We start from the raw sequence: 25412 nt of genomic DNA on the forward strand, positions 1-25412 counted from the left end.
CCACAAAGATACGTGTCATTCCCTAAAATTCTATTCGTATTTCAATGCTGCTACCGGATTTGTTTTCGCTGCTTTGTAAGCCTGCCAACTCACCGTTAGCAGCGCCACCAAGAGTGTTAACAGCGCTGTCAATACAAAAACAGGAACACCAATAGCAATATGGTAGTCAAACTTCGACAACCATTTGTCCATCATCAAATAGGCGATCGGCATCGCAATGATCAAGGCAACCAGTACCATTTTCACAAAATTCAGCGACAATAGTTTCATCAGCCCCCCTACGGAGGCGCCCAGTACTTTTCGTACCCCAATCTCTTTTGTGCGTTGTTCCGCACTAAATGCAGACAGGCCAAATAAGCCCAGGCAGGAAATAAATATCGCCAGTCCACCAAACAGATTAGACAATATACCAAGGATCATTTCATTTTCAAATTTAGCCTGAATCAGCTGGTCTACAAACTTTATGTCGACAGGGAATTCCGGGTTAATCTCTTTTGTAATCCTACTGATGGTCTCTATATTTTCTGAGGTAGTCTTGGAAGTATTCATTCGCATGTTAATCACATCGCTATTCTGCGGGTTAAAACCAATCATCATAGGCAGGTTCATTTTCGCTGGATCTCCCCAGGTCAGGTCTTTAAATATCCCTACAATGGTTCGATCTGCACCCCATAGTTTGATCTTCTGCCCTATAGGGTCTTTTAACCCCATCGTTTTGATGGCAGTTTCACTGAGCATCAGCGCCATTTTATCTGAAGCCACTCTAGGGTCAAAATCACGTCCTTCTATTAACTTCATGCCATTTGTTTTGATAAAATCATAGCTGGTATAAATCTGGTTAAAGGACATGCGTTTGCAAACTTCAGACATCCCTTTCCACTCCATTCCTGAGCCATTTGAATTGGGCATAGAAATACTTCCCGAAGACTGGCATACGCTCGTTACGGCACCTGAAGCCAAAAGTCGTTCTTTTAACAAATCAAATTTCGGATATAGATTGCCTTCATGAGGCATTTCCAATAACGAATTCACCTCATATCCCAATGGCTTATTCTTAATATACTGTAGTTGCTGATACACAATCAGCGTCCCCACAATGAGTACAATTGCAAAGCTAAATTGCACCACGACCAACACCTGTCTGAACGATAATGAGAAACCTTGTTTCGCATTTACCGCCTTTTTCATCGTTTGAATCGGATTAAAAGAAGAAAGATAAAAGGCTGGATAACTTCCTGCCAATGCGCCCGTTATTAAAATCAATGCAATCGCAGTCAGCCAGGCAAAGGGATTTCCGTAATCAAGTTCCAATTGAATATTCAGTAAATGATTAAACTTAGGCAAGGCCAATTCTACCAGTACTACAGCCAGCACTACACTCACAAAAGTGAGTAACAACGATTCCAATAGAAACTGTGCCACCAGGGATTTTCTCGAAGCGCCTATCGTCTTCTTTATGCCCACTTCTTTTGCTCTCTTTTGAGACCTTGCAGTAGCTAGGTTCATGAAATTAATACAGGCAATGATCAAAATTCCTAAGGCCAGCGCAACAAAGAAACGCAGCTGCTCAATTCTTCCTCCTGCAGGGTGTCCGTTTTTAAATTCTCCGTATAGATGAAGATCCACCAAGGGCCGCACAAAAACACTAGGATCTATATGGTCACTTGGTGCATGCTTAACGATGATATTGCTAATTTTAGTATTAAAATGGTCTACATTAACCCCTTGTTTCAAGGTCAGCAACGTATAAAAGGCGAAATTTCCCCAGTTTGGTTTTTCAACCCAGTCGTCCAGCTTTGCTTGCAATGTCCATGGAATTAAACAATCAAACTTATAAGTTGTATTTGGCTCATGGTCTTTGATTACACCGCTCACCTTCACATCTGCCTGATTTTCATACTTCAATACCTTATTCAATACATCAGTACTCCCGAACAGTTTTTTAGCCGTACTTTCCGTCAGCACAACTGAATTAGGGTCTTTAAAAGCAGTTTCTGTACTGCCAGCGATAAATTTATAATCGAAGATTTTTAAGATTTCCGCGTCGGCAGATCTACCTTCTACTTTAAATATATTTTCTCCATTTGCTAGAAGACGTGGTATTGGCCAAAGCACCCTTGCTACGTGCTCAATCTCCGGAATTTCTTGTTTTAAAGTTTTAGCAAGCACATTTGGCGCCTGATCTCCAGTGGCAGTCACCTGCTTATTCTGATCAGAAAAATTGACCATTACCTGGTAAATATTATCCTTATTTTTATAGCCTCGATCATAATTCCATTCGTAGGCTACGTACATTAATAACATCAGACAAGCAGCAAGACCGATGGCCAAACCACTAATATTAATCATCGATGCAGTCTTATTTCTTAATAAATTTCTGAGCGCAATCTTAAAGTTCAATTTAAACATCGATCATCTGGATTAGTTGTAAAAAACATTTCTTATATAGGTTTCAATTCATGCCTGGAGGTAAAACCTCCAGCTAAACACCTTGCTCAACGGCCATATCTTCTTTAATCACCCCATCTAATAAATGAAGGACACGGCTTCCATAACTGGCGTTTATTTCTGAATGTGTCACCTGAATAATGGTGATCCCTTCTTCTTCATTTAGTTTCTTAAACAGCTCCATGATTTGCAATGCCTGTGCAGATTGTAGGTTTCCCGTAGGCTCATCTGCCAGAATAATAGAAGGCTGTGCCACCAATGCTCTGGCTATCCCAACCAATTGCTGTTGGCCCCCAGAAAGCTGATTTGGGAACAGGTCTTTTTTAGCCACCATATTGAAACGATCCAATACATCAGCAACTCTGCTTTTGCGTTCCGCTCCGCTTACCTTTTTATACAATAGCGGTGCTTCAATATTCTCTGCTACGGTCATCTCATCAATCAAATGATAAGCCTGAAAAACAAAGCCGATATGGTTCCTATACAGCTCAATTCGCTTGCGTTCATTAAGAGAAAGCACATCTTCTCCCATAAACTCATATGCCCCATAAGTAGGTTTTTCCAACATGCCGAGGATGTTCAGCAACGTTGATTTGCCGGCACCGGAAGGGCCCATAATAGATACAAATTCCCCTGTTTTAATTTCGGTACTCACATGGCGAAGGATGTAACTTTTAACGCCTTTATTTGCGTAAAATTTCTCTATATTTTTAAGTGTGATCATGATCAGCTTGATTAATGTTATATTTTTTTATTGATATTTTATTGAATTATTCATATTTCAGCGCGTCTATTAGATTGGTCTTCGCCGCTTTTAAGGACCGTAAACTTACGGTAATCACTGTGATCAGCACCGACAGTGCCATCGCCAAAACAAATGGCCAGACGCTCAGATCAGTCCGGTAAACAAAGCCAGCCAGCCATTTGGAAGCTAGAATATAAGCCAGCGGCCAGGCCACCAGGTTGGCCATAAGTACCATAATCAGAAAAGAACGGTTCAGCATTTGCACCAGCTCCATTGTGGAAGCACCCAATACTTTCCGAATGGCAATTTCTCTTGTTCTTTGTGTCGCGATGAAAGAAACCAATCCGAATAAGCCAATAAAAGAGATGAAAATGATTACACCCGCAAATACTTTGAAAAGCACCCCCATCACCTGCTCTGTTCTATAAAAACTTTCAATAGACTGGTCCATAAACTCGAGGTCATACACATAATTAGGAAAGGTAGTATTCCAAATCTGCGCTACTTCAGGCAATACTTTACTGATCTTCTTTGGATCAAGCTTCAAAGCCATGGAATTGTAGGCTTTCCATCTGCTGAAGATCGCCACGGGACCAATGGCCTCTTTGAGTGACTTATTGTTGAAATCCTTGATGACCCCAATGATAGGTCCTTCCCCTGCACTCATCACAATCCGCTTACCAATTGCATCTTCCGGACGCAGTACATTTAACAATTTCAGCAACTTCTCGTTGACCATAAATTCCTTTACTGTATCGCTTTTTGACAAACCCCGTCCGGCCACTAATTTCATATCGAAAGTTTTCAGATAATGCTCATCTGCATCTTTTACATTCAATTGAAACGCTTCATCTTTCGAACGGTGATCGTAAGAAAAATTAACTTCATTGTTGCCATTAGACAAAGGGGCAGCACTGAAATAGCTGCTTTCCTCAATGCCGGGTAATTGCATGATTCTTTCTCTAAATCCATTCAATTTAGACATGTTGATGCTGTCAGCAGGAACATCAATTACGGCAACCGATTGATGGTTAAAGCCCAAAGGCTGCGCGCTCACAAACTTCATTTGCCTGATCACCACCAGCGTCGAGATGATCAATACTGCAGTAATGGCAAATTGTACCACCACCAATGTTTTTCTTAATCCTAAACCTCCGGCATTAGCCACGCTGATTTTGTTTTTAATGGCCAGCGCCGGACTAAATCCAGAAATCACGAAAGCCGGATAAAGACCTGCCAGGAAGCTCACCACCAATACCAGCAGCAGCATAAACACAAAGATCATAGGTTCAGAAAACAGACGGAATGAAACCTTATCCTCCATTAAACTTTCCATTCCTGGAATAGACAATTCTGTGATCACACAAGCCAACAATAAGGCAATTACGGTAATCAGTGTGGTTTCACTTAGAAACTGCCAGATCAATTGTCCGCGGCGACTGCCCATTACTTTTCGTACCCCCACCTCTTTAGAGCGGCTGATGGCCTGTGCGGTAGCCAGGTTGATAAAATTAATACAGGCAGTGATCAAAAGAAAAAGACCAATCACACCTAATCCTGTCAGTTCCTGATAAGAAATGGTATTGTAGCTGAAATTACTGAAACGCGTATCATGGTGTACCTCTGCAATTGGCTGGAAAATATGGTTCTCTTTTCCAGGCCCTGGATCTGTATAATATTTTGCCACAAACTTTTTCAATGGTGCATCAAGATCCGCAGCGGTTACCCCAGGTTTTACCAATACAAAACATTCCGAACGGTTCGTTACTTGCCCCCATGCTTTAGCATCTTTCCCGGCGAATGAGGCATAAGAAGCGATCATTTTAAATGGAAAATCGCTGTTTTGAGGCATATCTTTGTAAACACCTGTGATCTTAAAGTCTGTCTTTTGACTAAAATTCAACGTTTTTCCAATTGCATTCTGCCAGGAACCGAAATATTTAATCGCCGTTTTTTCAGACAAAGCCATCATTCCCGGGCCAGACAATGCCTGAGCAGGTTTCCCCGACAACCATTCTATATTGAAAATATCGAAAAATTGAGGCTCCACATAAAAGAGCTGTTCTTTTCTTTTCACCTCTGTTACTCCTGGGGCTGCCTTTATTAACACAACTCCATTCCTGCTCCGGACTGCAGCCACCTGTTCCAATTGTGCAAAGTCATTGCGCATAGCAGGAGCCAGAGGCACAGGCACCCCATTGGAATAGAAATCCCCATCCGGATAAGTCCAGGAAGACACCACCCGATAAATGCGGTCCTGTTTATCATAGTTCGCATCAAAACTGGTTTGGAATCTTAAAAAAAGAAAAATCAAAATACAACTCGCCAGCCCTATGGACAGCCCAATGACGTTGATCGCAGTATAACCTTTATACTTCCAAAGGTTCCGTAAGGCGATTTTCAGGTTCAGTTTAAACATGGTTGAAATAGTTATTATTCATATTTTAAAGCATCAACAGGGCTTGTTTTTATGGCATTCCTTGCTTGAAAACTTACGGTTAATAAAGTCAAAAGGATACTGATCAATCCGGCAATCAGGAAGGGCAACATAGGCACTTCAATTCTATAAGCAAAAGTATCCAGCCACCTTTGCGCGCCGATGTAAGCGAGAGGCCAGCCGATAAGATTGGCCAGCAGGACAATGCGGATAAAGAAATTATTCAGCAGGCTGAGGATATTAAAATCCGTAGCCCCCAATACTTTTCTAATAGAAATCTCCTTCATCCTGCTGCTGATCGTAAAGGCAGAAAACGCGAAAAGACCTAAAGTAGCAATGAAAATAGTGAGTAAAGCTGCCCCATAAAATACCGATTGCAGCTGCTCTTGTTTTTTAAACAGGCGGCCATACAATTCGTCCATAAACTCGTACCTAAAGTCGTCGCCATCCAACTTATTCAGATTCTTCCAGTCTGATTTTAACGTGGCCAGTACCCCAGCCATACGGTCAGGGTCTATATTGACCATCAGCTTCATTTTACCATTCGCACAAGGACTATTCACCGCATAAACCGTCGGTTCAACCGCGGTTTCAAAGCCTTGCATTTTGGCATCTTTAATCACTCCTACAATTCGATAATCCATATCGCAGCCTCTGATTGTCTTTCCTACAGGATGTGTAATGGCATATGCCGACACGGCTGATTCGTTGAGGACAATTCCATTTTCAGCATCAGCAGGAAAAGTTTTGGAGAAAAAGCGACCGTCTTTAAGTTTCAGCTGAAGGGTCTCAAAATAATCGAAATCAGTATGAACAATGTCCATTCCTAATTCCTTACCATCCATGGAGTAATCGACTCTTCCCGGTCTTGAGCCATCAGGAACATCCGAAGCCACCGTAAAAGAATTGACCCCGGGTATCGCCAGAACCCTGGCTTTCATGTTCTCAAAATAGCCGCGATCGAACCAGACCATATTCTTGATGTACACCACTTGCCCGGCTTTAAAACCCGTATCTTCAGTCCTCATATATTTCAGCTGACTGCTCACAATCAGCAGTCCAGCCATGAAAATGATGGCCACCGTAAATTGTGTCACCAATAAGCCATTCCTCAGCCACAAGGTTTTATGGCTGGTTTGAAGATTTCCTTTCAACACAGCAGCCGGTTTAAACCCTGACAAAACTAATGCAGGGTAAACACCAGAAATCAGGGTAATGATCAGCAATACGACTGGGAGTTGCCAGGTCAGGGCAGTGTTGTCTTTCCATAGCGAAAATGAAACACCAAAAGCATCATTAAACAGTGGCAGGAATAGTTCTGCAAGCAACACACCCATCAACAAAGCAACCAGACATTGCATAAAGATCTCTATTAGAAACTGGAAAATCAGCTGGATGCGGTAAGCGCCCAATACCTTTTTCACTCCTACTTCTTTTGCTCTCCTATTGGTTTGCGCGATGGTTAGATTGGTGAAATTAATACAAGCAATCACCATCACCAATATGGTCAGTACCGACAGGGCCATTACAATTTTATAATTGGTATTGCTGCCTGCAATCGGTCTTAAATGCAAATTATCTAAAGGATCTAAAAACACAGCTGATTTATCCAGTCGATTAAGATCAGCAGCCATAGTTACATCAGGGGCAACCCTTAATGTAGCGTCCTCCCGATCAGCAGCAGCTGTTAACCGCGACTTTTTCAATTCTTCCTTAAAAACAGCATCTACCTTTTTCTGCAGCAGGTCGAAATCAGTGCCTTCCTTAACTGCAATATAGGTTTGGTAATTATTTGCAGTTGGTTCCTGACCAGCACCCACATCATCCGTAATAATCAAAGCATCAAAAACCAGATTGGAATGTGCAGAATTATGGTTGATAATACCTATAATATCTCCGTACTGAAGTGCGTTTGAAGGTCCGATACCCACCTTAACAGGAAAAGTTGGTGTTTGCTTTGGAAACATGGTCGACACAAATTCTTTTGGGACATATAAGTTTAATGCTCCTCCTTCCGGTTTAGTTAAGCCCCCTTCTGGTTGGATATGAAACATTTTAGCCAATGAATAATCAATCGAAATGACCTGTTTCCCATATACACGGCCATCCTGAGTACTAAATGCGAACTCAAAATTCGTTTGCCTGCTCCTACCCACATTTTCAATCTCCGGGATCGCATCCTTCAGCGCTTTTGCCAAAGACATAGCAGTATAATTCGTTTTGCGATCGGGCAATATTCTTCCTACCTGATAAATCTGCTTATAGTTTGGAATATTGTGGTCAAAACTGGTCTCGAAACGAACATAAATCGCTACTAAAATAAAAGCAGCTAAAGCGATGGCTAGTCCGCCGATATTGATAGCAGTATATACCCTATTTTTCCAAAGGTTACGCAGCGCGATTTTAAGATTGAGTCTGAACATATCTATTCGTATTTAAGTGCATCAACAGGGTTTGCTTTCACTACTTTCACAGATTGCATGCTCACCGTAAACAGGGCAATAATCAAGGATAGGGCAAGGGCAACAGCAAAGGGAATCAAAGAGATCTCCACCCGGAATTCATATTTAGAAAGCCATTTATTAATGACGATGTAGGCCACTGGAAAAGCGATTAAGTTGGCAATCACGACCAGCTTCATAAAATCTTTATTTAATAAAGTAAGGATATGGAAGGTATTTGCACCCAACACTTTCCGGATACTGATTTCCTTCTTGCGCTGTTCGGCCATAAACAAAGTGAGTCCAAGCAGTCCCAAACAAGAAATAAATACCGCGAAACCACCAAACCAATTGGCCAGTATACCCAATAATTTTTCATTATTGAACTTCGATTCAAAGCTGTCTCCCACAAACGTAACAGAGGTTGGAAAATCAGGGTTCACCTCTTTCATCATGGCTTCTACTGCTGCTACGGCCGTACTGAGATTCTGTTCAGGATTCAAGCGCATTGCCATCACTCCTTCTGTTTCAATACCTTTAACAATTACCATAGGTGTCGTGCTTTGATAAGGAGATTCCATCACAAAATCTTTCATTACCCCCACCACAGTGTATGGATCGTCATTCCAGGTGATCACCGAGCCCACAGGCTTCGTTAGACCGATTACTTTAACCGCAGCTTCATTGAGCACCACACTGTTTGAATCCACAAAGCTTCTTGAAAAGTCCCTTCCACCCAGCATACTTCCACCCAGTGTAGCTGCAAAATCATCATAGGCAAACCTAAAGTTAAACAGGACATTTTCATTCGGATTTTTACCGGACCAGGCGATAGAAGTGGTATTATTTCCTCCCTCAGTTAAACTCCGGCTAAAAGTACTGACATGGCTAACTACACCAGCTTTTAACAGCCTATCGCGAAATAACATCGCTTTTGAAGCCTCTTTCAAAACTCCTTCTATGGGAATTTCAATCAAACCATCTCTTTGATATCCAATTGGTTTATCCTTGATAAACATCAGCTGCTGATAAATCACAGCGGTACAAATGATCAGACAGGAAGCAAATACAAATTGAAATACCACCAATACCTTCCTGATGGATAAAGAAGTTCCACCACTTCTGCTGAATCCCTTTAATACCTTCACCGGTTCAAAAGAAGACAGATAAAAAGCGGGGTAACTACCGGCAATAAAACCAGTAAAAAATGTCAATGCAAATAATACTGACCAAAATTTCCAATCGGAATAATTGATCGTTAAAGTCACATGCAGCAGGTTATTGAAATAAGGAAGACTAACTTCTATGAGTATAAAGGCAACGATCATCCCCAGGAAGGCCAGTAACATTGATTCCAGAATAAACTGGCCAATCAATGATTTTCTTGCTGCGCCGATGGCCTTTCTCACCCCTACTTCTTTTGCTCTCTTCTCAGACCTTGCCGTAGAGAGATTCATGAAATTAATACAGGCGATCAAGAGAATACAAAAAGCAAGAATAAAGAAAATCCTAAGCATATCAATTTTACCTCCAATAGATTTCCCCTGCTCAAAATGATCATACAAATGCCATTTAGCAATGGGGTGAATAATAGCATCATTGTCATTATCTTGTTGGTTTCTGCCATACACACCATAGATCGCCTTGCTTACTTTTTCAAAAGCACTATTGTCGCGTAATTGCAGCAAGGTTAAGCAGTGATTGCTGCCCCAACCAGCCCTTTTCACCCAAGGATTCAATTTTTGATAAAGTTCCCAGGAAAGCAGATAATCAAACTGAATACTGCTGGTTACGGGTACATCTTGGATCACCCCTTCCACAGTCAGCAATTCTACACCGGAAAACTTCAGCGTTTTATTCAAAGGATCTTCCGCTCCAAATAAAATTTTGGCCAGCCGCTCGCTGAGAATGATCCCATTTGGAGATTTCAATGCCTGATCCTTGTTTCCCTTCACAAACTTATAGTCAAAGATTTTAAGAAAGGCAGGATCAGTGAATATCCCCTTCTTCTTGTAGGATTTGTCCTGGTTACTAATTAGGAACTCAGCAGGATAAGTGGAATGGGAGGCATAAGCAAGCTCTGGTACCGTTTCTTTCAAAGTTTCTGCCATCACACCAGGTGTCCAGGCATAACTTACAATGCCATCGGCATTCTTCTGATTACTATATACTACATAAGTACGATCGTAACCCGATGTGTGTTTATCGTAACTCCATTCGTAAGCGACATACAATAACAAAAGCATACAGCTCGCCAAGCCAATAGCCAGGCCACCTACATTGATGAGGGTATAGCCTTTGTTTTTCCAAAGGTTACGCAGGGCGATTTTAAAGTTTAGTCTGAACATATCGTTTTATCTGAGTAGTTTATTCGTATTTAAGTGCATCTACCGGTTTCGCATTGGCGGTTTTATACGTCTGCAGGCTGACCGTTAACACCGTCACCAATACCGAAACGAACGTTGCGGCAAGGAATGGCCAAATGGTGATGGTACTGCGATAGGCAAATCCCGACAACCAGGTACTGGCTAAAATATAAGCGATCGGAATCGCAATTAGATTGGCGACCAGCACCAGGATCAGGAAAGTGCTATTGATCATTTTCAGGATATCAGAGGTTTCTGCACCCAGCACTTTTCTTACGCCAATTTCTTTGGTTCGTTCCTGCACAGTAAAGGAGGCCAGTGCAAATAAGCCTAATATGGCAAGCGCTAATGTGACGTAGGTGAATACATTGAAAATCTTATCAAGCCTGATGTACTGCATATATACATTGGCAAAACTCTGGTCTAGCCAAGTATATTGAAATGGGAAAGGCTCTACAGATTGCCAAATGTTTTTAATTCCGTTTATCGTTTCTTGTGTATGCTTTCCATTCACTTTCACAACGACCTGATCAGCCGCATTTGAATTTTTAGTCTCCACCATAAAAACCGTAGGTTCAGCAGCAAACTCCATCCCTCTTTGAACATGATCTTTTAGAACCCCCACAATGACCTGATCATTGATCCATTTTTTTCCGATCAGTTCCTTCAATCCATATTTCTTAACCGAAGCCTCATTGACCATCACGGCAGTACTATCTGTCTTAAATTTACTGGAAATCAACCTTCCTGCTATCGCAGGCATCCCCATGACGTCAAAATAATCAAAATCAGTAGTCACCACGCTTAGGTTATCTACGTACTGACCGTTGAACTCACGCCCAATGACCTGGATCGCTTTAACGCCCGGATAATAATTTACCCTGCTTACCCCAGTTACCCCATCAATTTTCAATAAGCGATCTTTTACTTGCTGAAAATTACTCCTGGTTTCTCCTTTTCTAATCTTAAATACCAATACATGGTCTTTTTTAAAACCAACATCCTGATTTTTAATATAATTGACCTGCTGCTTAATAATCATCAATGACACAATAAATACGATGGCCACTATAAATTGTACAGAGATCAATGCCTTACGCATCCACATGCTTCCATTCCCTCTGGAAAAATTCCCTTTCAGCACTTTTACAGGCTCGTAGCTGGATAGGAAGAAGGCTGCATATCCTCCAGAAAGGACAATCACCAATAACATCACTGATCCTAATTGAAGGCCCAACCGCCAAGGATTACTATAGGTTAATAAAGACAAATTCAGATCCATCAAGCGATTCATGACGGGTAGCGCTACTTCTGCAAACACTAGGGCCAACAGCAGCGCTACTAAACACTGAATCGTGGTTTCTGTTAAAAAGTAGCTGATCAGGTGACGTTTTGCAGCGCCTAATACTTTACGAATTCCGGTTTCCTTCGCTCTTTTTACCGATTGAGCGATCGCTAGATTCGTAAAATTGATGCAGGCAATAATGAGTAATAAAGAAGAGAATAATACCAAAATAGTGACCATTGCTGGATTTCCTCTTTTAACAGGGTCCTGCAGACTTGTGGCATGCAGATAAACATCAGTGACTGGCAGCGTGATCAATTGAACCTTCTGCATATTCGTATCTTTTCTTACCATCGGTAATTTCTGAAATGCGGCATTTAGCTTTTGACTCAATATTTTTCCGTCTGTTCCAGGTTTAGCTTTTAGGTAGGTATAAAAATTACCATTGCCCCAACCGTCTCCTTTTGAAGATTTCTTTATAAAGCCCTCTACTTCTATATGTTCGGGTGTATTTGGCAATTCATAAACGCCGCTTACCGTATAACGCTTATCGGCATTGACTACTAAAGATTGTCCTACAGGATTCGTTTTCCCAAAGAACTTTTCACTTACCGGCTGGCTCAGGACAATCTGATTATTCGATAAGATGGAGGATTTTGCATCTCCGTAAATGAATTTATAAGGGAATAGGTTAAACCAGTTACTGTCTACCCCAAGAATATGGTCTACGTACATTTCTCTAGAACCAGCAGTCAGCAATCGCTGATAACTATCCCACACATAATAGCGGCCATAATCCTCAATCTCTGGAATCACTTCCTTTAACGCTGGTGCTAACTCTGCCGGACTTGAAGCATATTCGTCCTGATCCGGTCCGCCTTTAATAGAAACACGGTATACATTTTTTGCCTCCGGATTCCAGGTATCATAACTCCTTTCCAGATTTGCATATAATAGGATAATGATAAATCCTGCAAGACCAATCGATAGCCCGAAGATATTCAACAAGGTGTAGCCTTTGGTTTTCCAGAGGTTGCGCATGGCGATTTTGAGGTTGAGTCGGAACATCAGGACGAGGTATTTTAAATTAATTCTTCAGTACGGGTCTTGTTAATTTTCTCAGAGATCACATGACCATCTTTTAAATTGATGATGCGGTTAGAGAAACTGGCGTCATGAGAAGAGTGGGTCACCATGACAATTGTGGTTCCTGTTTCGTTGAGTTCACAAAGCAATTCCATCACTTCATTACCATGAGAACTGTCCAGGTTACCAGTAGGCTCATCGGCAAGTACCAATTTGGGTTTAGTCACCAACGCTCTGGCTACTGCCACACGCTGCTGCTGTCCACCGGAAAGCTGCTGAGGAAAATGTCCACTCCTATTCACGATATTCATCCTTTCGATGATTTCATTTACCAGTCGCTTGCGCTCTGGAGCGGCTACTTTATTATAAATCAAAGGCAGCTCAATGTTTTCAAAAACAGTCAGTTCATCAATCAGGTTGAAGTTCTGAAACACAAAGCCCATGTTGCGTTTTCTGAAGTTAGAACGTTCTTTATCGTTCATTGTCAGCAGTTCCGTGTCTATAAATTTATAGCTACCGCTTTCTGGTTTATCCAGTAAGCCCATCACATTTAAAAGGGTAGATTTACCGCATCCTGATGGGCCCATAATCGAGACAAATTCCCCTTCTTTCACATGAAGGTTAATTCCATTTAAAGCGGTAGTTTCAATTTCTTCGGTTTTGTAAACTTTCTCCAGGTTTTCAATTTTTATCATGGCTATATTTTTTCTTTCAGGGTTTCTTTTTAGTAGGTAAGCGCCCGGGTCAACGCAAACCACGGGCTAACTAACCTAAATTTATCTTATTTACTCACTTCTACAATATCATATTGATTGAACTGATCATAAGAAGAAGTAATCACATCCTCTCCTTTTTGCAGGCCTTCCAATACTTCATAATATTTATGGTTCTTACGACCAATTTTCACATTTCTTTTAGTTGCTTTACCATCTTTCAGGACAAATACCCAGGTACCTCCTGTACTTTGGAAAAACTGTCCCTGAGCAATCAGTAAGGATTTACTATTGTCAGACAAGGTCAGTTTCACCTGCATAGACAAACCTCTTCTCAGGTCTTCCGGTGCTTTGCCTTCAAACACAAGTTCGACCTGAAACTGTCCGGCAGTTACCTCAGGGATGACTTTCCTAACCACTAACTTATAGGTATTCCCGTTGAACTCCACACTGGCAGTTTGCCCTTCCTTCACTCTGTTCACATAGTATTCGTCTACACTGGCCTGCAATTTATAACCTTGCATGACATCAATCTTGCCCAACATTTCATTAGGGGAGTAAGACTTACCTATAACCGGATCGTAAGAGGAGAGACGACCGGCTACAGGCGCCTTAATAGTCATGTTTTCTATATTTTGTCGGATGGTTTCCAGACTTTCATTCATTCTTCCGATAGAAATGTCAATCTGTTTCAATTGCATTACCCTACCTTCGTTTTCCTGTTTGATCGCTTGCCTTAAAATTCCCCTTCTGCCTTGATAATATTCGTAATCCTGACTGGAAGTATTAAACTCCTCACGGGTAATCACACTTTTCTTGAACAAGGCGCTGTCAATTTTATATTTACGGGTTGCAGTTCTCAAACTGTTTTCGATATCCATCATATCTTGTCCCATTACCCTTTGGTTTTGCTCCAGATCTAATCTTAATTTTCTCAATTGATTGATCTGCTCGGTAATACTGGTTTCGCTGGACGTATAATTAGATAAAGCATTTGGATTGGTGATTCTCAATAGCGGCGTTCCTTTTACTACGGATGCTCCGTTTTCTGTAAAGATCTCCGCAACCGTTCCACCCTCCGGCGAACTCACAATCACAGAAGTCAGCGGAACAACACTGGCATTCAATAATACGACATCCTCGAAATCACCAAAAGTCACCTGGTTGATGGTTATTTTCTCTGCATCTGCTTTGTACACCTTATTTAAGGACAAGCTATATCCGTAAGCCACCAGGCCCACTAAAACAACAGCGCCTACAATAGTTAATATCGTTTTTTTGTTGAACCGTTTCTTCTGTATAATCTTATCCATTTTTATCTTAAGCTTATTGCTGAGCCCTAAGCCAAGGCTGTGCCAATTCCAATAAACACATTTATCCTACTGTATTTCAATAACTTAAATCAACAACATCCAAAAAATCGTTCATAATCGGACAGTAGCTGTACAGCATCGAACAGTTTCTTTTATTTTTGGTTTAAATTCATACCATAATGATAGATGCAAATGTTTTAGTAATTGATGATGATGATGACATCCTACTAAGTGCACGCTTATTCCTGAAGCAGCACTTCAGTCAGGTCATCACCTGTAAATCCCCTAAGGAGATCAATGTATTATTGAGTCACAATGAAGTAGACCTCATATTACTGGACATGAACTATCAAAAAGGGGCTAGTGATGGCCGTGAAGGATTGTACTGGCTAGAGCATATCTTATCTATTGATAAAGACTATGTGGTGATCCTCATGACTGCTTATGGAAATGTGGAGCTGGCCGTCCAGGCGATCAAAAAGGGTGCGACAGACTTTATCCTGAAACCCTGGGAAAATGAAAAATTGTTTGCTACGCTGTCTTCCGCCTCTCGTTTAAGGCAATCCAACAAAAAGGTGAAGAAATTGGAAAAGATTCATTCTTCTCTGCAAAAGGATCAGGCTAGACAATTTGATCATATTGTTGGAAACTCCGAACCGATCAAACATTTACAGAACACACTGATAAAAGTGGCTCCAACCGATGCCAATGTCTTGATATTGGGTGAAAACGGAACAGGAAAACAGGTATTTGCCTACGAATTACACAAGCATTCCCTAAGAAAAAATGCCATCTTCATGCACGTTGATTTGGGTTCCCTCAACGAAAACCTTTTTGAAAGTGAGTTATTTGGTTATGCGAAAGGTGCCTTTACGGATGCAAAAGAAGATAAACCCGGCAGGTTCGAACTGGCTGAGGGCGGAACGATTTTTCTGGATGAGATCGGCAATTTATCTCAGCCGCTGCAAGCTAAATTACTGAGCGTACTGCAGAATAGAACAGTCACCAGATTGGGCGAGAGCAAAGAAAGAAAAGTAAATATCAGGCTGATCACTGCCACGAACATGCCTTTAAATGAAATGGTTGCAAAAGGTACTTTCCGGCAAGATTTGCTATTCCGCATCAATACTGTGGAACTGCTATTACCGGGATTAGCGCAGCGCGGAGAAGACATTACGCTGCTGGCCAATCACTTTCTGCACAGTTTCAGCACTAAATACCATAAAAACCTATATAAATTTGAAGCAAAAGCAGAAATGCTGCTATTGGGTTACCACTGGCCAGGTAATGTACGCGAATTGCAGCACGTCATTGAGCGTGCCGTGATTATGGCCGATGGCATGGAGATCTCTGCACATGACCTGCAGCTGAGTCCGCAGAAATTCGGAGGAGGTACCGTCATCCAGCCAGAAATGGGACTGGAAGAAATGGAGAAGCTAATGGTGCAGAAAGCAATCGATAAACATAAAGGAAATATTTCCAGAGCTGCATTGGAACTGGGCCTTACCCGTGCCGCGCTCTACCGACGCATAGAAAAGTTTGACCTATGATGTTTTATAAACGATTCACCTTCCAGCTCCTTTGTAGGCTGGTTATCATCAATGTAATAGGGATCCTCTTGTATCATCTGATCAAAAGAACAGAGCTCTGGTTTACCATTTCTGGATTGAGTATTCTTTTGATTGCGGCGCTGACCAATTTATATTATTACATCAACCAGATCAGAGAAGATATTAAGCGCTTCATCCTGGCGGTAAAAACCCGCGACAGCACCTTAAACTTTAGAAACAAAGCCAGCAGCGGAAGTTTTCCAGAACTGTATGAGTCTTTTAACGACATCATACAGACGCAAAAAAACATGCAGCTGGAAAAAGATTCCATGTTTCAATTGATCAAGACCATATTAGAGCAGGTGCCTGTAGGTGTCATCGTGGTAAAAGACAATGAGCAGGATTCGAAACAAGCAGAAATCGTATTTTTCAATCAGGCGGCCACCAGTTTACTAGGGATTCCTGCCTATAAATATTGGCACCGACTCGCGCAGCACAGTCCCGCATTTGCCAAAGAAATTGAAGACATTGGCAAAGGAGGAAAGCGCTTTATGGAGCTCAAAATCCAGGATAAGCAGATCCAGCTCTCTACAGAAGTCATCCCTTTAAACTTGTACCTGACAGATTATACCATCATTTCCTTCCAAAACATCAAAGATGAGATAGAGCAAAAGGAATCTGAAGCCTGGAATAGGTTAATTGGCGTGATCTCCCATGAAATATTAAATTCTATTACCCCAATCAGCTCATTATCCGACACCGTAAACAGTATGATTGCGGATAAACAATCCTTAAACCATGAAGACCTGGAAGATTTAAAACCAGCCATTAAAACGATCAAAAGAAGGTCTGAGGGCCTGCTGGACTTCGTAAAAGATTACCGGCTGATTGCAGAATTACCCACCCCAGATCTGGAATACCATACGATAGGAGAAATCCTGCAGCACATCAAAGTACTGATGCAGCCTTTTGCCAGCGGCCGAAACATCATCCTTAAAGTGGAGCAAACCTCCTCTAAGATCACCATTCAAATTGATCTAAAATTGGTAGAACAGGCCTTAATTAACCTGGTGACGAATAGTATTTATGCATTAGAAGGAGTAGCACACCCGGCCATAGCAATCAATTATCGGATGGATCAGAATAAACTTTACCTGGAGGTGAGTGATAATGGAAAAGGAATCGATACAGAATTGATTGAAAAGATCTTTGTGCCCTTTTTTACCACCAGAAAGAACGGCTCTGGAATCGGGCTAACCATCACCAGAAACATCATGAAAATGCACCATGGGAATCTGGAAGTAAATTCCATTCCTTATGAAAAAACGGTATTCTCTTTGATATTCAGGTACCAATAAAAAAGCAGCTGAGGGCATGGCTCCCTAGCAGCTGCTTTTCACAAGCATTCTTTTTCTATTTATTTAAATAATGCCGCATGAATTATGCAGCACATTTTCATTTGCCTGGCTTTAAATCACCATTCCATCAGGAATAATTGCGCCTTTTTTAACGACTACAATACCATCTTTTACCGTATATAAAGGATGGTCGCTATCCGGAAGCTCAGCGCCTCCATTAATCTGTACGTCATTCCCGATCCTGCAATTTTTATCAAGAATCGCATTGGTAATCGTGCAGTTATCGCCGATCCCGATCCATGGTTTTTTATTTTCCAGATCGATCTCTAAATCTTCTAATGTCTGATATTTATCACTGCCCATAATGTAACAGCTATCTATCGTGGTTCCTTTACCAATTCTTGCGCGGATACCAATCACGGAATGCTTGATACATTTGGCGTGCAAAATACAGCCTTCAGCAATAATGGTTTTATCCAGTGTGGTACCTAATATTTTAGAAGGCGGCAGCATACGTGCGCGGGTAAAAATACTATGCTTACTATCAAAAAGATTGAACTTAGGCAGGTCATCGGTAAGTCCTAAGTTGGCTTCAAAGAAGGAAGAAATATTACCGATATCGGTCCAATATCCTTCATATTGATAGCTCAACACACGGTTCGACTGTAATAACCTTGGGATAATTTCTTTTCCGAAGTCTTTCTCTTCTGCATTTTCCGCAAAAATCTTGATCAGCAATTCTCTGCTGAAGATGTAAATGCCCATTGAGGCCAGGTGCTCACGTCCTTCTGCGCGCATCTCTTCTCCGGTATCAGAAGTCCAGTCCTTCAGTAATTCTGCGGCTGGTTTCTCAATAAATGAGGTAATGATATTGTCGGAATTGGTTTTCAGAATCCCGAAATCAGTAGCATCTTTTGCCGTTACCGGAATAGTGGCCAGCGTCAGGTGTACACCACTTGCAATATGTGCATTGACCATTTCATTGAAATCCATCTGATACAGCTGATCCCCAGATAAGATAAGTACATACTCAAACTCATGGTTCAGCAAATGGTGCATCACCTGTCTAACGGCATCGGCAGTTCCCTGGAACCAAGTCGGGTTATCGGGAGTCTGCTCCGCTGCCAGAATATCTACAAAAGCAGCGCTGAAATGGCTGAAATGATAAGTATTCTTGATGTGCTTATTCAGCGATGCGGAATTAAACTGCGTCAGGACAAACATGCGATGTATGCCTGAATTTAAGCAGTTAGAAATAGGAATATCGACCAATCTGTATTTTCCAGCAATAGGAACAGCAGGCTTGGATCGCGTTTGTGTTAGAGGGGAAAGCCTAGATCCCTGGCCACCGCCCAGGATGACGCCTAATACTTTATCAGTCATAAATATTCAGTTTACATTTGGTACAAATCAATATATTGTTGAGCCGCTCTATCCCATGAGTGGTCTAATTGCATCATATACTTTCGGATTTCCTTTAGCTTCGGCTGATCCTGATATAGTTCATATGCCCTACCTATCGCGTGCCCCACATCCCAAACACTAGTCTGATCATGACAAATACCAAAACCCCCATCTCCAATATCTATCACTGTATCTTTTAATCCTCCAATCCTACGGACAATAGGAACGGTTCCATAACGCAGGGCATACATCTGATTCAGTCCACATGGCTCTACTCTGCTTGGCATCAGCAGAAAGTCGGCCCCAGCATAAATCTGGTGTGACAACTGTTCATTGTAACCAATATACGCATTATAATTTCCTGGAAAAGCCTCTTTCAACTGCATCAATCTACCTTCTACCTGAGGATCTCCAGATCCCAAAACCAATACATTAATCGCGCCATTTCCTTTTGACAAGGCATTATAAAAAATCTCAGGCAACAAATCTGCTCCCTTCTCTCCTACCAATCGCCCGATAAAAGTAAATAACGGCTTTTCAGGATCCAGGTTAAACACGCGACATAAAGCCGCTTTATTCGCCTTTTTACCACTATCCAAAGTACGGATCGCATATTTCTTTTCCAGCATAGGATCATGCTGTGGATCCCATACCTCATTGTCAATCCCATTTAAAATGCCTACAGATTTGGAGCGTTCCTGCGCGAGTAAATCTTCCAGGCCATTGGCTTTAAAACTAATTTCTTCCAAATAACTTGGTGATACCGTAGTGACTCTCCATGCGCATTTAATTGCCGCAGCCAATGGATTTATCGATCCTTTCCAGTCCAACTGTCCAGATTTCCATAAATCAAAGGGTGGTAAATAATGTAATTTATCCCAGCCAAACTGCCCCTGATATTGTGCATTATGAATGGTCAATACAGAAGCTACCTGACTTAACTTTTTAAACTGATGTCCGTACGCCATCATAAAAGGGACTAATCCTGTATGGTGATCATGACAATGGACCACGTCTGGCTTATGTTCCCATTGCGCAATCCAATCCAATACGGCAATTTGAAAAGCCAGAAAACGCGCTGTATCGTCGTCATAACCGTAAACATTTGGTCGGTCCATTAGGCCGGAAATATGCACCAGGTATAAGTCAAAACCCAGCTTATTGGTCAATTCTCTAAAAATTCTGACTGGAAAATCATGAAAGCCCAGCTTCCCCCATCCATCATATACCACCTCAAACTCATTTTCCTGCATAAATTTGGTCTGATAAGCTGGCATGACCACTTTAGCAACGTGGCCAAGCTTATTCTGGTATTTTGGCAAAGCGCCAACAACATCGCCCAGACCACCTACTTTAGCAATAGGATAACATTCTGCACTCAGGTGGATAATCTCCATAATTCTCAAGGGGTTAAAAGTATCATAAAATAGGCAATACAAGCTAAAATGGCAATTATTCCTGCAAATAATTTTAATTAAAAATTTAGCTATTCGAGCATGAAATCTTTTGCGCTGAAGGGCGCAAAGTTTTCCAGGTCTCTCCACAGCCTAAATTTTCACAGCAAAATTAACGCCGAATAGTGGTAGAGGGGAAAGGGGAAGGGAAAAGCAAGTATAATTCCTTACTCAATTGATAAAAAAAAAGAAGCGTTCTAAGGAAAAGGTCTAGAAAATTTTGTGCCCTTCAGCGCAAAAGATTTCAACCTTTTCTTAGTAATGCTTCTTTTTTAATCTTGGTAATACTTTTTTAAAATTTATAGGGTACTAATCTGCAACCGCTCTAAACATCAAAGCAGCAACCGTTAAATTCGTTCTGCTGTCGATCAATATCGCTGCACCATTCGCTTTATTATCTGTATAAAGATCAAAAGCCAGCTCATCAGCTGTTTTAATTAAAATCCTGCCAATATCATTCAATTTGAAGTCGGCAGCATCCTGTTTCTCCAAAGTATTGATGTCTACTTTATAAATGATCTCGCTGATCTTCGCTTTTGTGACCTTGCTATTGTGCTGCAATAAGTAAGTGATGCTTTCGTCAAGCGGGCGACTATCCATCCAGCAAACATCTGTTTCAATCAGTTTCGAGTTTTGCGGTAAATGCGCTGCATTGACTAAAACATCGCCCCTGCTGATGTCAATATTATCCTTCAGGTGAAGCGTAACTGATTGTCCGGCATGCACCTCTTCTGGCCTAAGGTCAAAAATTTCGATCCTATCGATGGTGGAACTGCTTCCTGATGGCAATACCGTTACTTTATCATTCAGTTTAAATGAACCACTTAACACCCTGCCTGCATAACCACGGTAATCATGAAGCGCATCAGTTTGAGGCCTCACTACCCATTGCACTGGCATTCTGGCGAGGTGATAACTTTGTTTATCCTCTACATCTACCGTCTCCAGGAAATGCAGGAGACTGCGTCCCTGATACCAAATCATGTTTTGGGACTCATGAACAATGTTATCACCTTTTAAAGCACTCACGGGGATGAACGTTACCGCTTTGAGCTTCAATTCTTCGGCCAGTGTTTTATACTTTTCAGTGATTGCGTGGAACACTGTTTCGCTGTAATCCACCATATCCATTTTATTAATCGCTACCACCACATGTTCGATTCCTAATAAAGAAACCAGGTACGAATGTCTGATCGTTTGTTCTACTACCCCATTTCTGGCATCAATCAAAATAATGGCCAATTTAGCGGTAGAAGCACCTGTAACCATGTTTCTGGTGTATTGAATATGACCAGGGGTGTCAGCGATAATAAACTTACGCTTTTCCGTCTGAAAATATTTATAGGCCACATCGATGGTGATTCCCTGTTCTCTTTCTGCTCTTAATCCATCTGTTAAAATGGCCAGATCGATGGTACCATCGTCATTTTTACGGTTAGATTGCTGTAAGGCCTCCAGTTGATCCGCTAAAATAGAATCTGTATCGTAAAGCAGTCTTCCAATAAGTGTACTCTTTCCGTCGTCTACACTTCCTGCGGTAAAAAATTTCAATAAATTCATTAAAAATACCCTCCTTTTTTGCGGTCTTCCATAGCAGCTTCTGATACCTTATCGTCCATGCGCGCGCCACGTTCACTAATTTTTGATGCACTGATTTCGCTGATGATGTCTTCGATCTGATCGGCTTCCGATTCTACGGCTGCAGTACAGCTCATATCACCAACGGTACGGAAACGAACCATTTTATTTTCTACGATATCATCTGCATCCATGTTCAGGAATGGCGAAGCGGCCATCAGCTGACCATTTCTGGTGATCACATCTCTGCGGTGTGCGAAATAAATGGAAGGAAGATCAATATTTTCTCTTTTGATATAGTTCCAGACATCCAGTTCCGTCCAGTTACTGATTGGGAAAACACGTACATTTTCTCCTTTATGAATCTTACCATTATAGATGTTCCAAAGTTCCGGACGCTGACGCTTAGGATCCCATTGTCCGAATTCATCCCTTACCGAGAAAATTCTTTCTTTGGCCCTTGCTTTTTCTTCATCGCGGCGTGCGCCACCGATACAGGCATCGAAACCATGTTTGGCAATGGTATCCAGTAAAGTTACCGTTTGCAGGGAATTCCTGCTGGCACTTTTTCCAGTTTGTTCTACTACTTTTCCTTGATCAATAGACTCCTGTACATGACCAACGATGAGTTTTTCGCCCAGGCGCTCCACCATTGTATCACGGTAGGCAATGGTTTCTTCGAAGTTATGTCCAGTATCGATGTGTACGAGTGGGAAAGGAAACTTTCCCGGGCGGAATGCTTTTTCGGCAAGTCGTACCAGGGTGATCGAGTCTTTTCCTCCGGAGAATAGCAATGCTGGCTTTTCAAATTGCCCGGCTACTTCACGTAAAATGTGAATGGCTTCGGCTTCCAGTTCGTCTAAATAATCTAAATTATACTTACTCATTTTCTTATCTTTTACTTAGTGGCATGTAAACCACATTCTTTCTTTGATTGATCTTCCCACCACCAGCGTCCGGCTCTGAAATCCTCCCCTTCTTGCACCGCTCTGGTACAGGGAGCACATCCGATGCTCGGAAAACCTTTATCGTGAAGGGTATTATAAACGATGTTATGTTTCTTGATATAGGCCTTTACTTCTTCCAGCGACCAGTGAAATATAGGGTGGAATTTCAGCAGGTTATTTTGCTCATCCCACTCCAGGTTGGTCATATCTGTACGGTTGAGCGATTGCTCGGAACGGATGCCCGTGATCCAACAATCTTTACCGCTAATCGCTCTCTGCAAAGGCGCTAACTTACGAATATGACAACATTCTTTTCTGTTTTCTACCGATTCATAAAAACTATTTGGCCCTTTGGCATTCACCATTTCCTGCAGCGCTTCTGCTTGCGGATAATAGGCCAGGATCGGCTTTTTATAATTCTCTAATGTTCTGTTCCATACGTAATACGTTTCCGGGAAGAGCCTGCCTGTTTCCAGGGTAAACACTTCAATGGGAATATCATTTGCAAAAATCAGGTGTGTAACCACCTGGTCTTCCCAACCGAAACTGGTGGAGAACACTATTTTCCCCGGATAAGCAGCTGCAAAATAACGCAGGGCCTCTACCGGATCTTTATCTTTTATTTGTTCAGCTATTGCTGTTAAATTTTCTTTCATGACTAAAATTCTTTAAGGATAAAATTGATGATGCTGCGTAAGCTGACCAATACTACCAATACACCTACTGACACCATAATTGTTTTTACAGAGATCTTATTCGATACTCTCGCTGCAATCGGCGATGCCAATGCACTGCCAATCACCAAACCACCTACTGCTTCCCAATGTGCGCCATTTAACATGGTAATAAAAGTCAGGGAGCTCATCAGGGCAATAAAGAATCTGGTAATTTTTACCGTTCCTAAAGAGAACCTTGCGTTTCTTCCTCCTGCGATTAAGCTGGATAAAACAATGGATCCCCAGCCACCGCCACCAACAGCATCGATAAAACCACCAAACAAACCTAAAAGACCGATTTTTTTAATTTTACCTTTCGGGTTTTTCAGCCCGCGGTTAATTTGATAGGCTTTGGAAAGAATTACACCACCAAGGATCAGGGTATACACTGATATGATGGGCTTCGTATAATGGTTATAATGTTCTAATGACGACAACAGGTAGGCACCTACTACAGCGCCCACAATTCCTGGAATCAGCAGCATACGGAACAGCTTCCAGTTGACATTTCCGAAACGGTAATGCATCCAGCCGGCAATACCATTGCTCAGAATTTCCGACAGATGGACACCCATACTCGCTGAGGCAGGGGGAACACCCATCGCCAGAGAAAATGAAGTAGAGGTTACCCCATACGACATCCCAATGGCACCGTCAATCATCGCGAACACAAACCCACCTATCAGGAACCAGTAAAACATGGGATCCAATTGCGTCAGGTAAGCCTGAAATTCAGGTTCCTTATGCCAGAAAGCAGTAATGACGATAGCAAAAGAAAGCACGATTGAGGTCCAGATCAGCCATTTGAAGTTTTTCTTAACCTTATCTACGCTCTTTTCAGGAACCGCATCATTTTCAGCCAGCAGAGTTTCATTTGAAACTACATTCGTTCCCGCCGACTGACTTTCCATAGCATTCCCTGTTTCAATTGAAATGGCCTGATCATTTAAAACCTTACTCACTTTTGAAAATCCATTTTTCGCTGAACCTCTTTCAGCCACTAAAATAGAGGTGACTTCATTCAACCTGGTTACCTTCTCCGCAAAATCCCCGCTTAAAGTACTTCTTAAAGCTTCCATGTTTCCTAAAGTATCAATCAATGCTTCCGGCAGGTTTTCATTCAATACTTCTTTTAAGCGTTTCGCAATCGTTGGTGACTTCCCATTGGTAGAAATCGCTATTTTCAGGTCTCCCTTTTTCACGATCGAACCCAGGTAAAAATTACACAGATCCGGCTTGTCCGCAAAGTTCGCCAGCAGATTTCGCTGATCGGCTTCCAGTCTGATCTGTTGGTTTAATACATTGTTATTTGTTGCGGCGACCACCAGATCGGCATGATCCAGATCTCCGGTCATAAATTCCCTTTGCAGAATGATCACCCCTTCATGAGCGGCAGCCAGTTCCCTAAATTCCGGTAAAACCTCGGTTGCAATTACCCGAATGCGGGCTTCAGGACTATTTGATAATATGGCTGCTAATTTCTCCAGTCCAACCGGACCTGCACCAATCAGCACTGTGCGAATGGTGTTCAATTTAATGAAGACAGGAAATAATTGATTGCCTTCCATATT

The 25412-nt window shown here is 41.8% G+C and carries 16 protein-coding genes; 2 read left to right on the forward strand and 14 right to left on the reverse strand.

The features are described from left to right. Positions 1 to 30 precede the first annotated feature (30 nt). The 8 genes from H9X96_RS19370 to H9X96_RS19405 all read right to left on the reverse strand — a co-directional run bounded on the left by H9X96_RS19370 (position 31) and on the right by H9X96_RS19405 (position 14834). Positions 31 to 2349 carry an ABC transporter permease gene (locus H9X96_RS19370; RefSeq protein ID WP_187667855.1) on the reverse strand — a complete coding sequence of 773 codons (2319 nt, stop codon included), beginning with the start codon at positions 2347 to 2349 and terminating at the stop codon, positions 31 to 33. Positions 2350 to 2482: 133 nt separating this feature from the next. Next, positions 2483 to 3172: an ABC transporter ATP-binding protein gene (locus H9X96_RS19375; protein ID WP_187667856.1), complete on the reverse strand. Its 690-nt coding sequence runs from the start codon at positions 3170 to 3172 to the stop codon at positions 2483 to 2485. A 46-nt stretch (positions 3173 to 3218) separates the two neighbouring features. Further along, a complete protein-coding gene (locus H9X96_RS19380) occupies positions 3219 to 5612 on the reverse strand; it encodes an ABC transporter permease (protein WP_187667857.1) in 2394 nt (797 codons plus the stop codon). A 14-nt stretch (positions 5613 to 5626) separates the two neighbouring features. Beyond that, a complete protein-coding gene (locus H9X96_RS19385) occupies positions 5627 to 8053 on the reverse strand; it encodes an ABC transporter permease (protein WP_187667858.1) in 2427 nt (808 codons plus the stop codon). Between the two features lie 2 nt (positions 8054 to 8055). After that, entirely contained in the window at positions 8056 to 10419 is a 2364-nt protein-coding gene (locus tag H9X96_RS19390) for an ABC transporter permease (protein WP_187667859.1), read from the reverse strand. Positions 10420 to 10438: 19 nt separating this feature from the next. Next, positions 10439 to 12790, reverse strand: coding sequence for an ABC transporter permease (locus H9X96_RS19395; RefSeq protein ID WP_187667860.1), 2352 nt, complete (start codon positions 12788 to 12790; stop codon positions 10439 to 10441). Positions 12791 to 12804: 14 nt separating this feature from the next. Beyond that, entirely contained in the window at positions 12805 to 13503 is a 699-nt protein-coding gene (locus H9X96_RS19400) for an ABC transporter ATP-binding protein (RefSeq protein WP_187667861.1), read from the reverse strand. An 86-nt stretch (positions 13504 to 13589) separates the two neighbouring features. Continuing rightward, positions 13590 to 14834: an efflux RND transporter periplasmic adaptor subunit gene (locus H9X96_RS19405; RefSeq protein WP_187667862.1), complete on the reverse strand. Its 1245-nt coding sequence runs from the start codon at positions 14832 to 14834 to the stop codon at positions 13590 to 13592. 179 nt (positions 14835 to 15013) lie between these two features. Between H9X96_RS19405 and H9X96_RS19410 the strand changes: the two genes are divergently transcribed. Next, positions 15014 to 16384, forward strand: a complete 1371-nt coding sequence (locus tag H9X96_RS19410) for a sigma-54 dependent transcriptional regulator (RefSeq protein ID WP_187667863.1) — start codon at positions 15014 to 15016, stop codon at positions 16382 to 16384. Continuing rightward, complete coding sequence (locus H9X96_RS19415) at positions 16381 to 17742, forward strand: PAS domain-containing sensor histidine kinase (protein WP_255431175.1); 1362 nt, start codon at positions 16381 to 16383, stop codon at positions 17740 to 17742. The genes H9X96_RS19410 and H9X96_RS19415 overlap by 4 nt, the downstream gene beginning before the upstream one ends. Before the next feature lie 111 nt (positions 17743 to 17853). On the opposite strand, the gene H9X96_RS19420 is transcribed toward H9X96_RS19415, so the two are convergent. The 6 genes from H9X96_RS19420 to H9X96_RS19445 all read right to left on the reverse strand — a co-directional run bounded on the left by H9X96_RS19420 (position 17854) and on the right by H9X96_RS19445 (position 25409). After that, positions 17854 to 19125, reverse strand: coding sequence for a glucose-1-phosphate adenylyltransferase (locus H9X96_RS19420; protein ID WP_187667864.1), 1272 nt, complete (start codon positions 19123 to 19125; stop codon positions 17854 to 17856). Between the two features lie 11 nt (positions 19126 to 19136). Then, positions 19137 to 20543 carry a glycogen synthase gene (locus tag H9X96_RS19425; RefSeq protein ID WP_187667865.1) on the reverse strand — a complete coding sequence of 469 codons (1407 nt, stop codon included), beginning with the start codon at positions 20541 to 20543 and terminating at the stop codon, positions 19137 to 19139. Between the two features lie 366 nt (positions 20544 to 20909). Further along, complete coding sequence (locus tag H9X96_RS19430; protein WP_187667866.1) at positions 20910 to 22160, reverse strand: sulfate adenylyltransferase subunit 1; 1251 nt, start codon at positions 22158 to 22160, stop codon at positions 20910 to 20912. Continuing rightward, complete coding sequence (cysD, locus tag H9X96_RS19435) at positions 22160 to 23065, reverse strand: sulfate adenylyltransferase subunit CysD (RefSeq protein ID WP_187667867.1); 906 nt, start codon at positions 23063 to 23065, stop codon at positions 22160 to 22162. Before cysD ends, H9X96_RS19430 begins: the two co-directional genes overlap by 1 nt. 11 nt (positions 23066 to 23076) lie before the next feature. Continuing rightward, the gene (locus H9X96_RS19440) at positions 23077 to 23781 is read right to left on the reverse strand and encodes a phosphoadenylyl-sulfate reductase (RefSeq protein ID WP_187667868.1); all 705 of its coding nucleotides are present in this window, start codon (positions 23779 to 23781) and stop codon (positions 23077 to 23079) included. 2 nt (positions 23782 to 23783) lie between these two features. Then, entirely contained in the window at positions 23784 to 25409 is a 1626-nt protein-coding gene (locus H9X96_RS19445) for a TSUP family transporter (protein WP_187667869.1), read from the reverse strand. Positions 25410 to 25412: the final 3 nt, after the last annotated feature.

The sequence above is a fragment of the Pedobacter sp. N36a genome (assembly GCF_014472395.1).
Taxonomy (GTDB): domain Bacteria; phylum Bacteroidota; class Bacteroidia; order Sphingobacteriales; family Sphingobacteriaceae; genus Pedobacter.

Bases quoted from the DNA above. Each gene is read 5' to 3' on its own strand.
- H9X96_RS19370 (WP_187667855.1), bottom strand. From the start codon at position 2,349: ATGATTAATATTAGTGGTTTGGCCATCGGTCTTGCTGCTTGTCTGATG.
- H9X96_RS19375 (WP_187667856.1), bottom strand. From the start codon at position 3,172: ATGATCACACTTAAAAATATAGAGAAATTTTACGCAAATAAAGGCGTT.
- H9X96_RS19380 (WP_187667857.1), bottom strand. From the start codon at position 5,612: ATGTTTAAACTGAACCTGAAAATCGCCTTACGGAACCTTTGGAAGTAT.
- H9X96_RS19385 (WP_187667858.1), bottom strand. From the start codon at position 8,053: ATGTTCAGACTCAATCTTAAAATCGCGCTGCGTAACCTTTGGAAAAAT.
- H9X96_RS19390 (WP_187667859.1), bottom strand. From the start codon at position 10,419: ATGTTCAGACTAAACTTTAAAATCGCCCTGCGTAACCTTTGGAAAAAC.
- H9X96_RS19395 (WP_187667860.1), bottom strand. From the start codon at position 12,790: ATGTTCCGACTCAACCTCAAAATCGCCATGCGCAACCTCTGGAAAACC.
- H9X96_RS19400 (WP_187667861.1), bottom strand. From the start codon at position 13,503: ATGATAAAAATTGAAAACCTGGAGAAAGTTTACAAAACCGAAGAAATT.
- H9X96_RS19405 (WP_187667862.1), bottom strand. From the start codon at position 14,834: ATGGATAAGATTATACAGAAGAAACGGTTCAACAAAAAAACGATATTA.
- H9X96_RS19410 (WP_187667863.1), top strand. From the start codon at position 15,014: ATGATAGATGCAAATGTTTTAGTAATTGATGATGATGATGACATCCTA.
- H9X96_RS19415 (WP_255431175.1), top strand. From the start codon at position 16,381: ATGATGTTTTATAAACGATTCACCTTCCAGCTCCTTTGTAGGCTGGTT.
- H9X96_RS19420 (WP_187667864.1), bottom strand. From the start codon at position 19,125: ATGACTGATAAAGTATTAGGCGTCATCCTGGGCGGTGGCCAGGGATCT.
- H9X96_RS19425 (WP_187667865.1), bottom strand. From the start codon at position 20,543: ATGGAGATTATCCACCTGAGTGCAGAATGTTATCCTATTGCTAAAGTA.
- H9X96_RS19430 (WP_187667866.1), bottom strand. From the start codon at position 22,160: ATGAATTTATTGAAATTTTTTACCGCAGGAAGTGTAGACGACGGAAAG.
- cysD (WP_187667867.1), bottom strand. From the start codon at position 23,065: ATGAGTAAGTATAATTTAGATTATTTAGACGAACTGGAAGCCGAAGCC.
- H9X96_RS19440 (WP_187667868.1), bottom strand. From the start codon at position 23,781: ATGAAAGAAAATTTAACAGCAATAGCTGAACAAATAAAAGATAAAGAT.
- H9X96_RS19445 (WP_187667869.1), bottom strand. From the start codon at position 25,409: ATGGAAGGCAATCAATTATTTCCTGTCTTCATTAAATTGAACACCATT.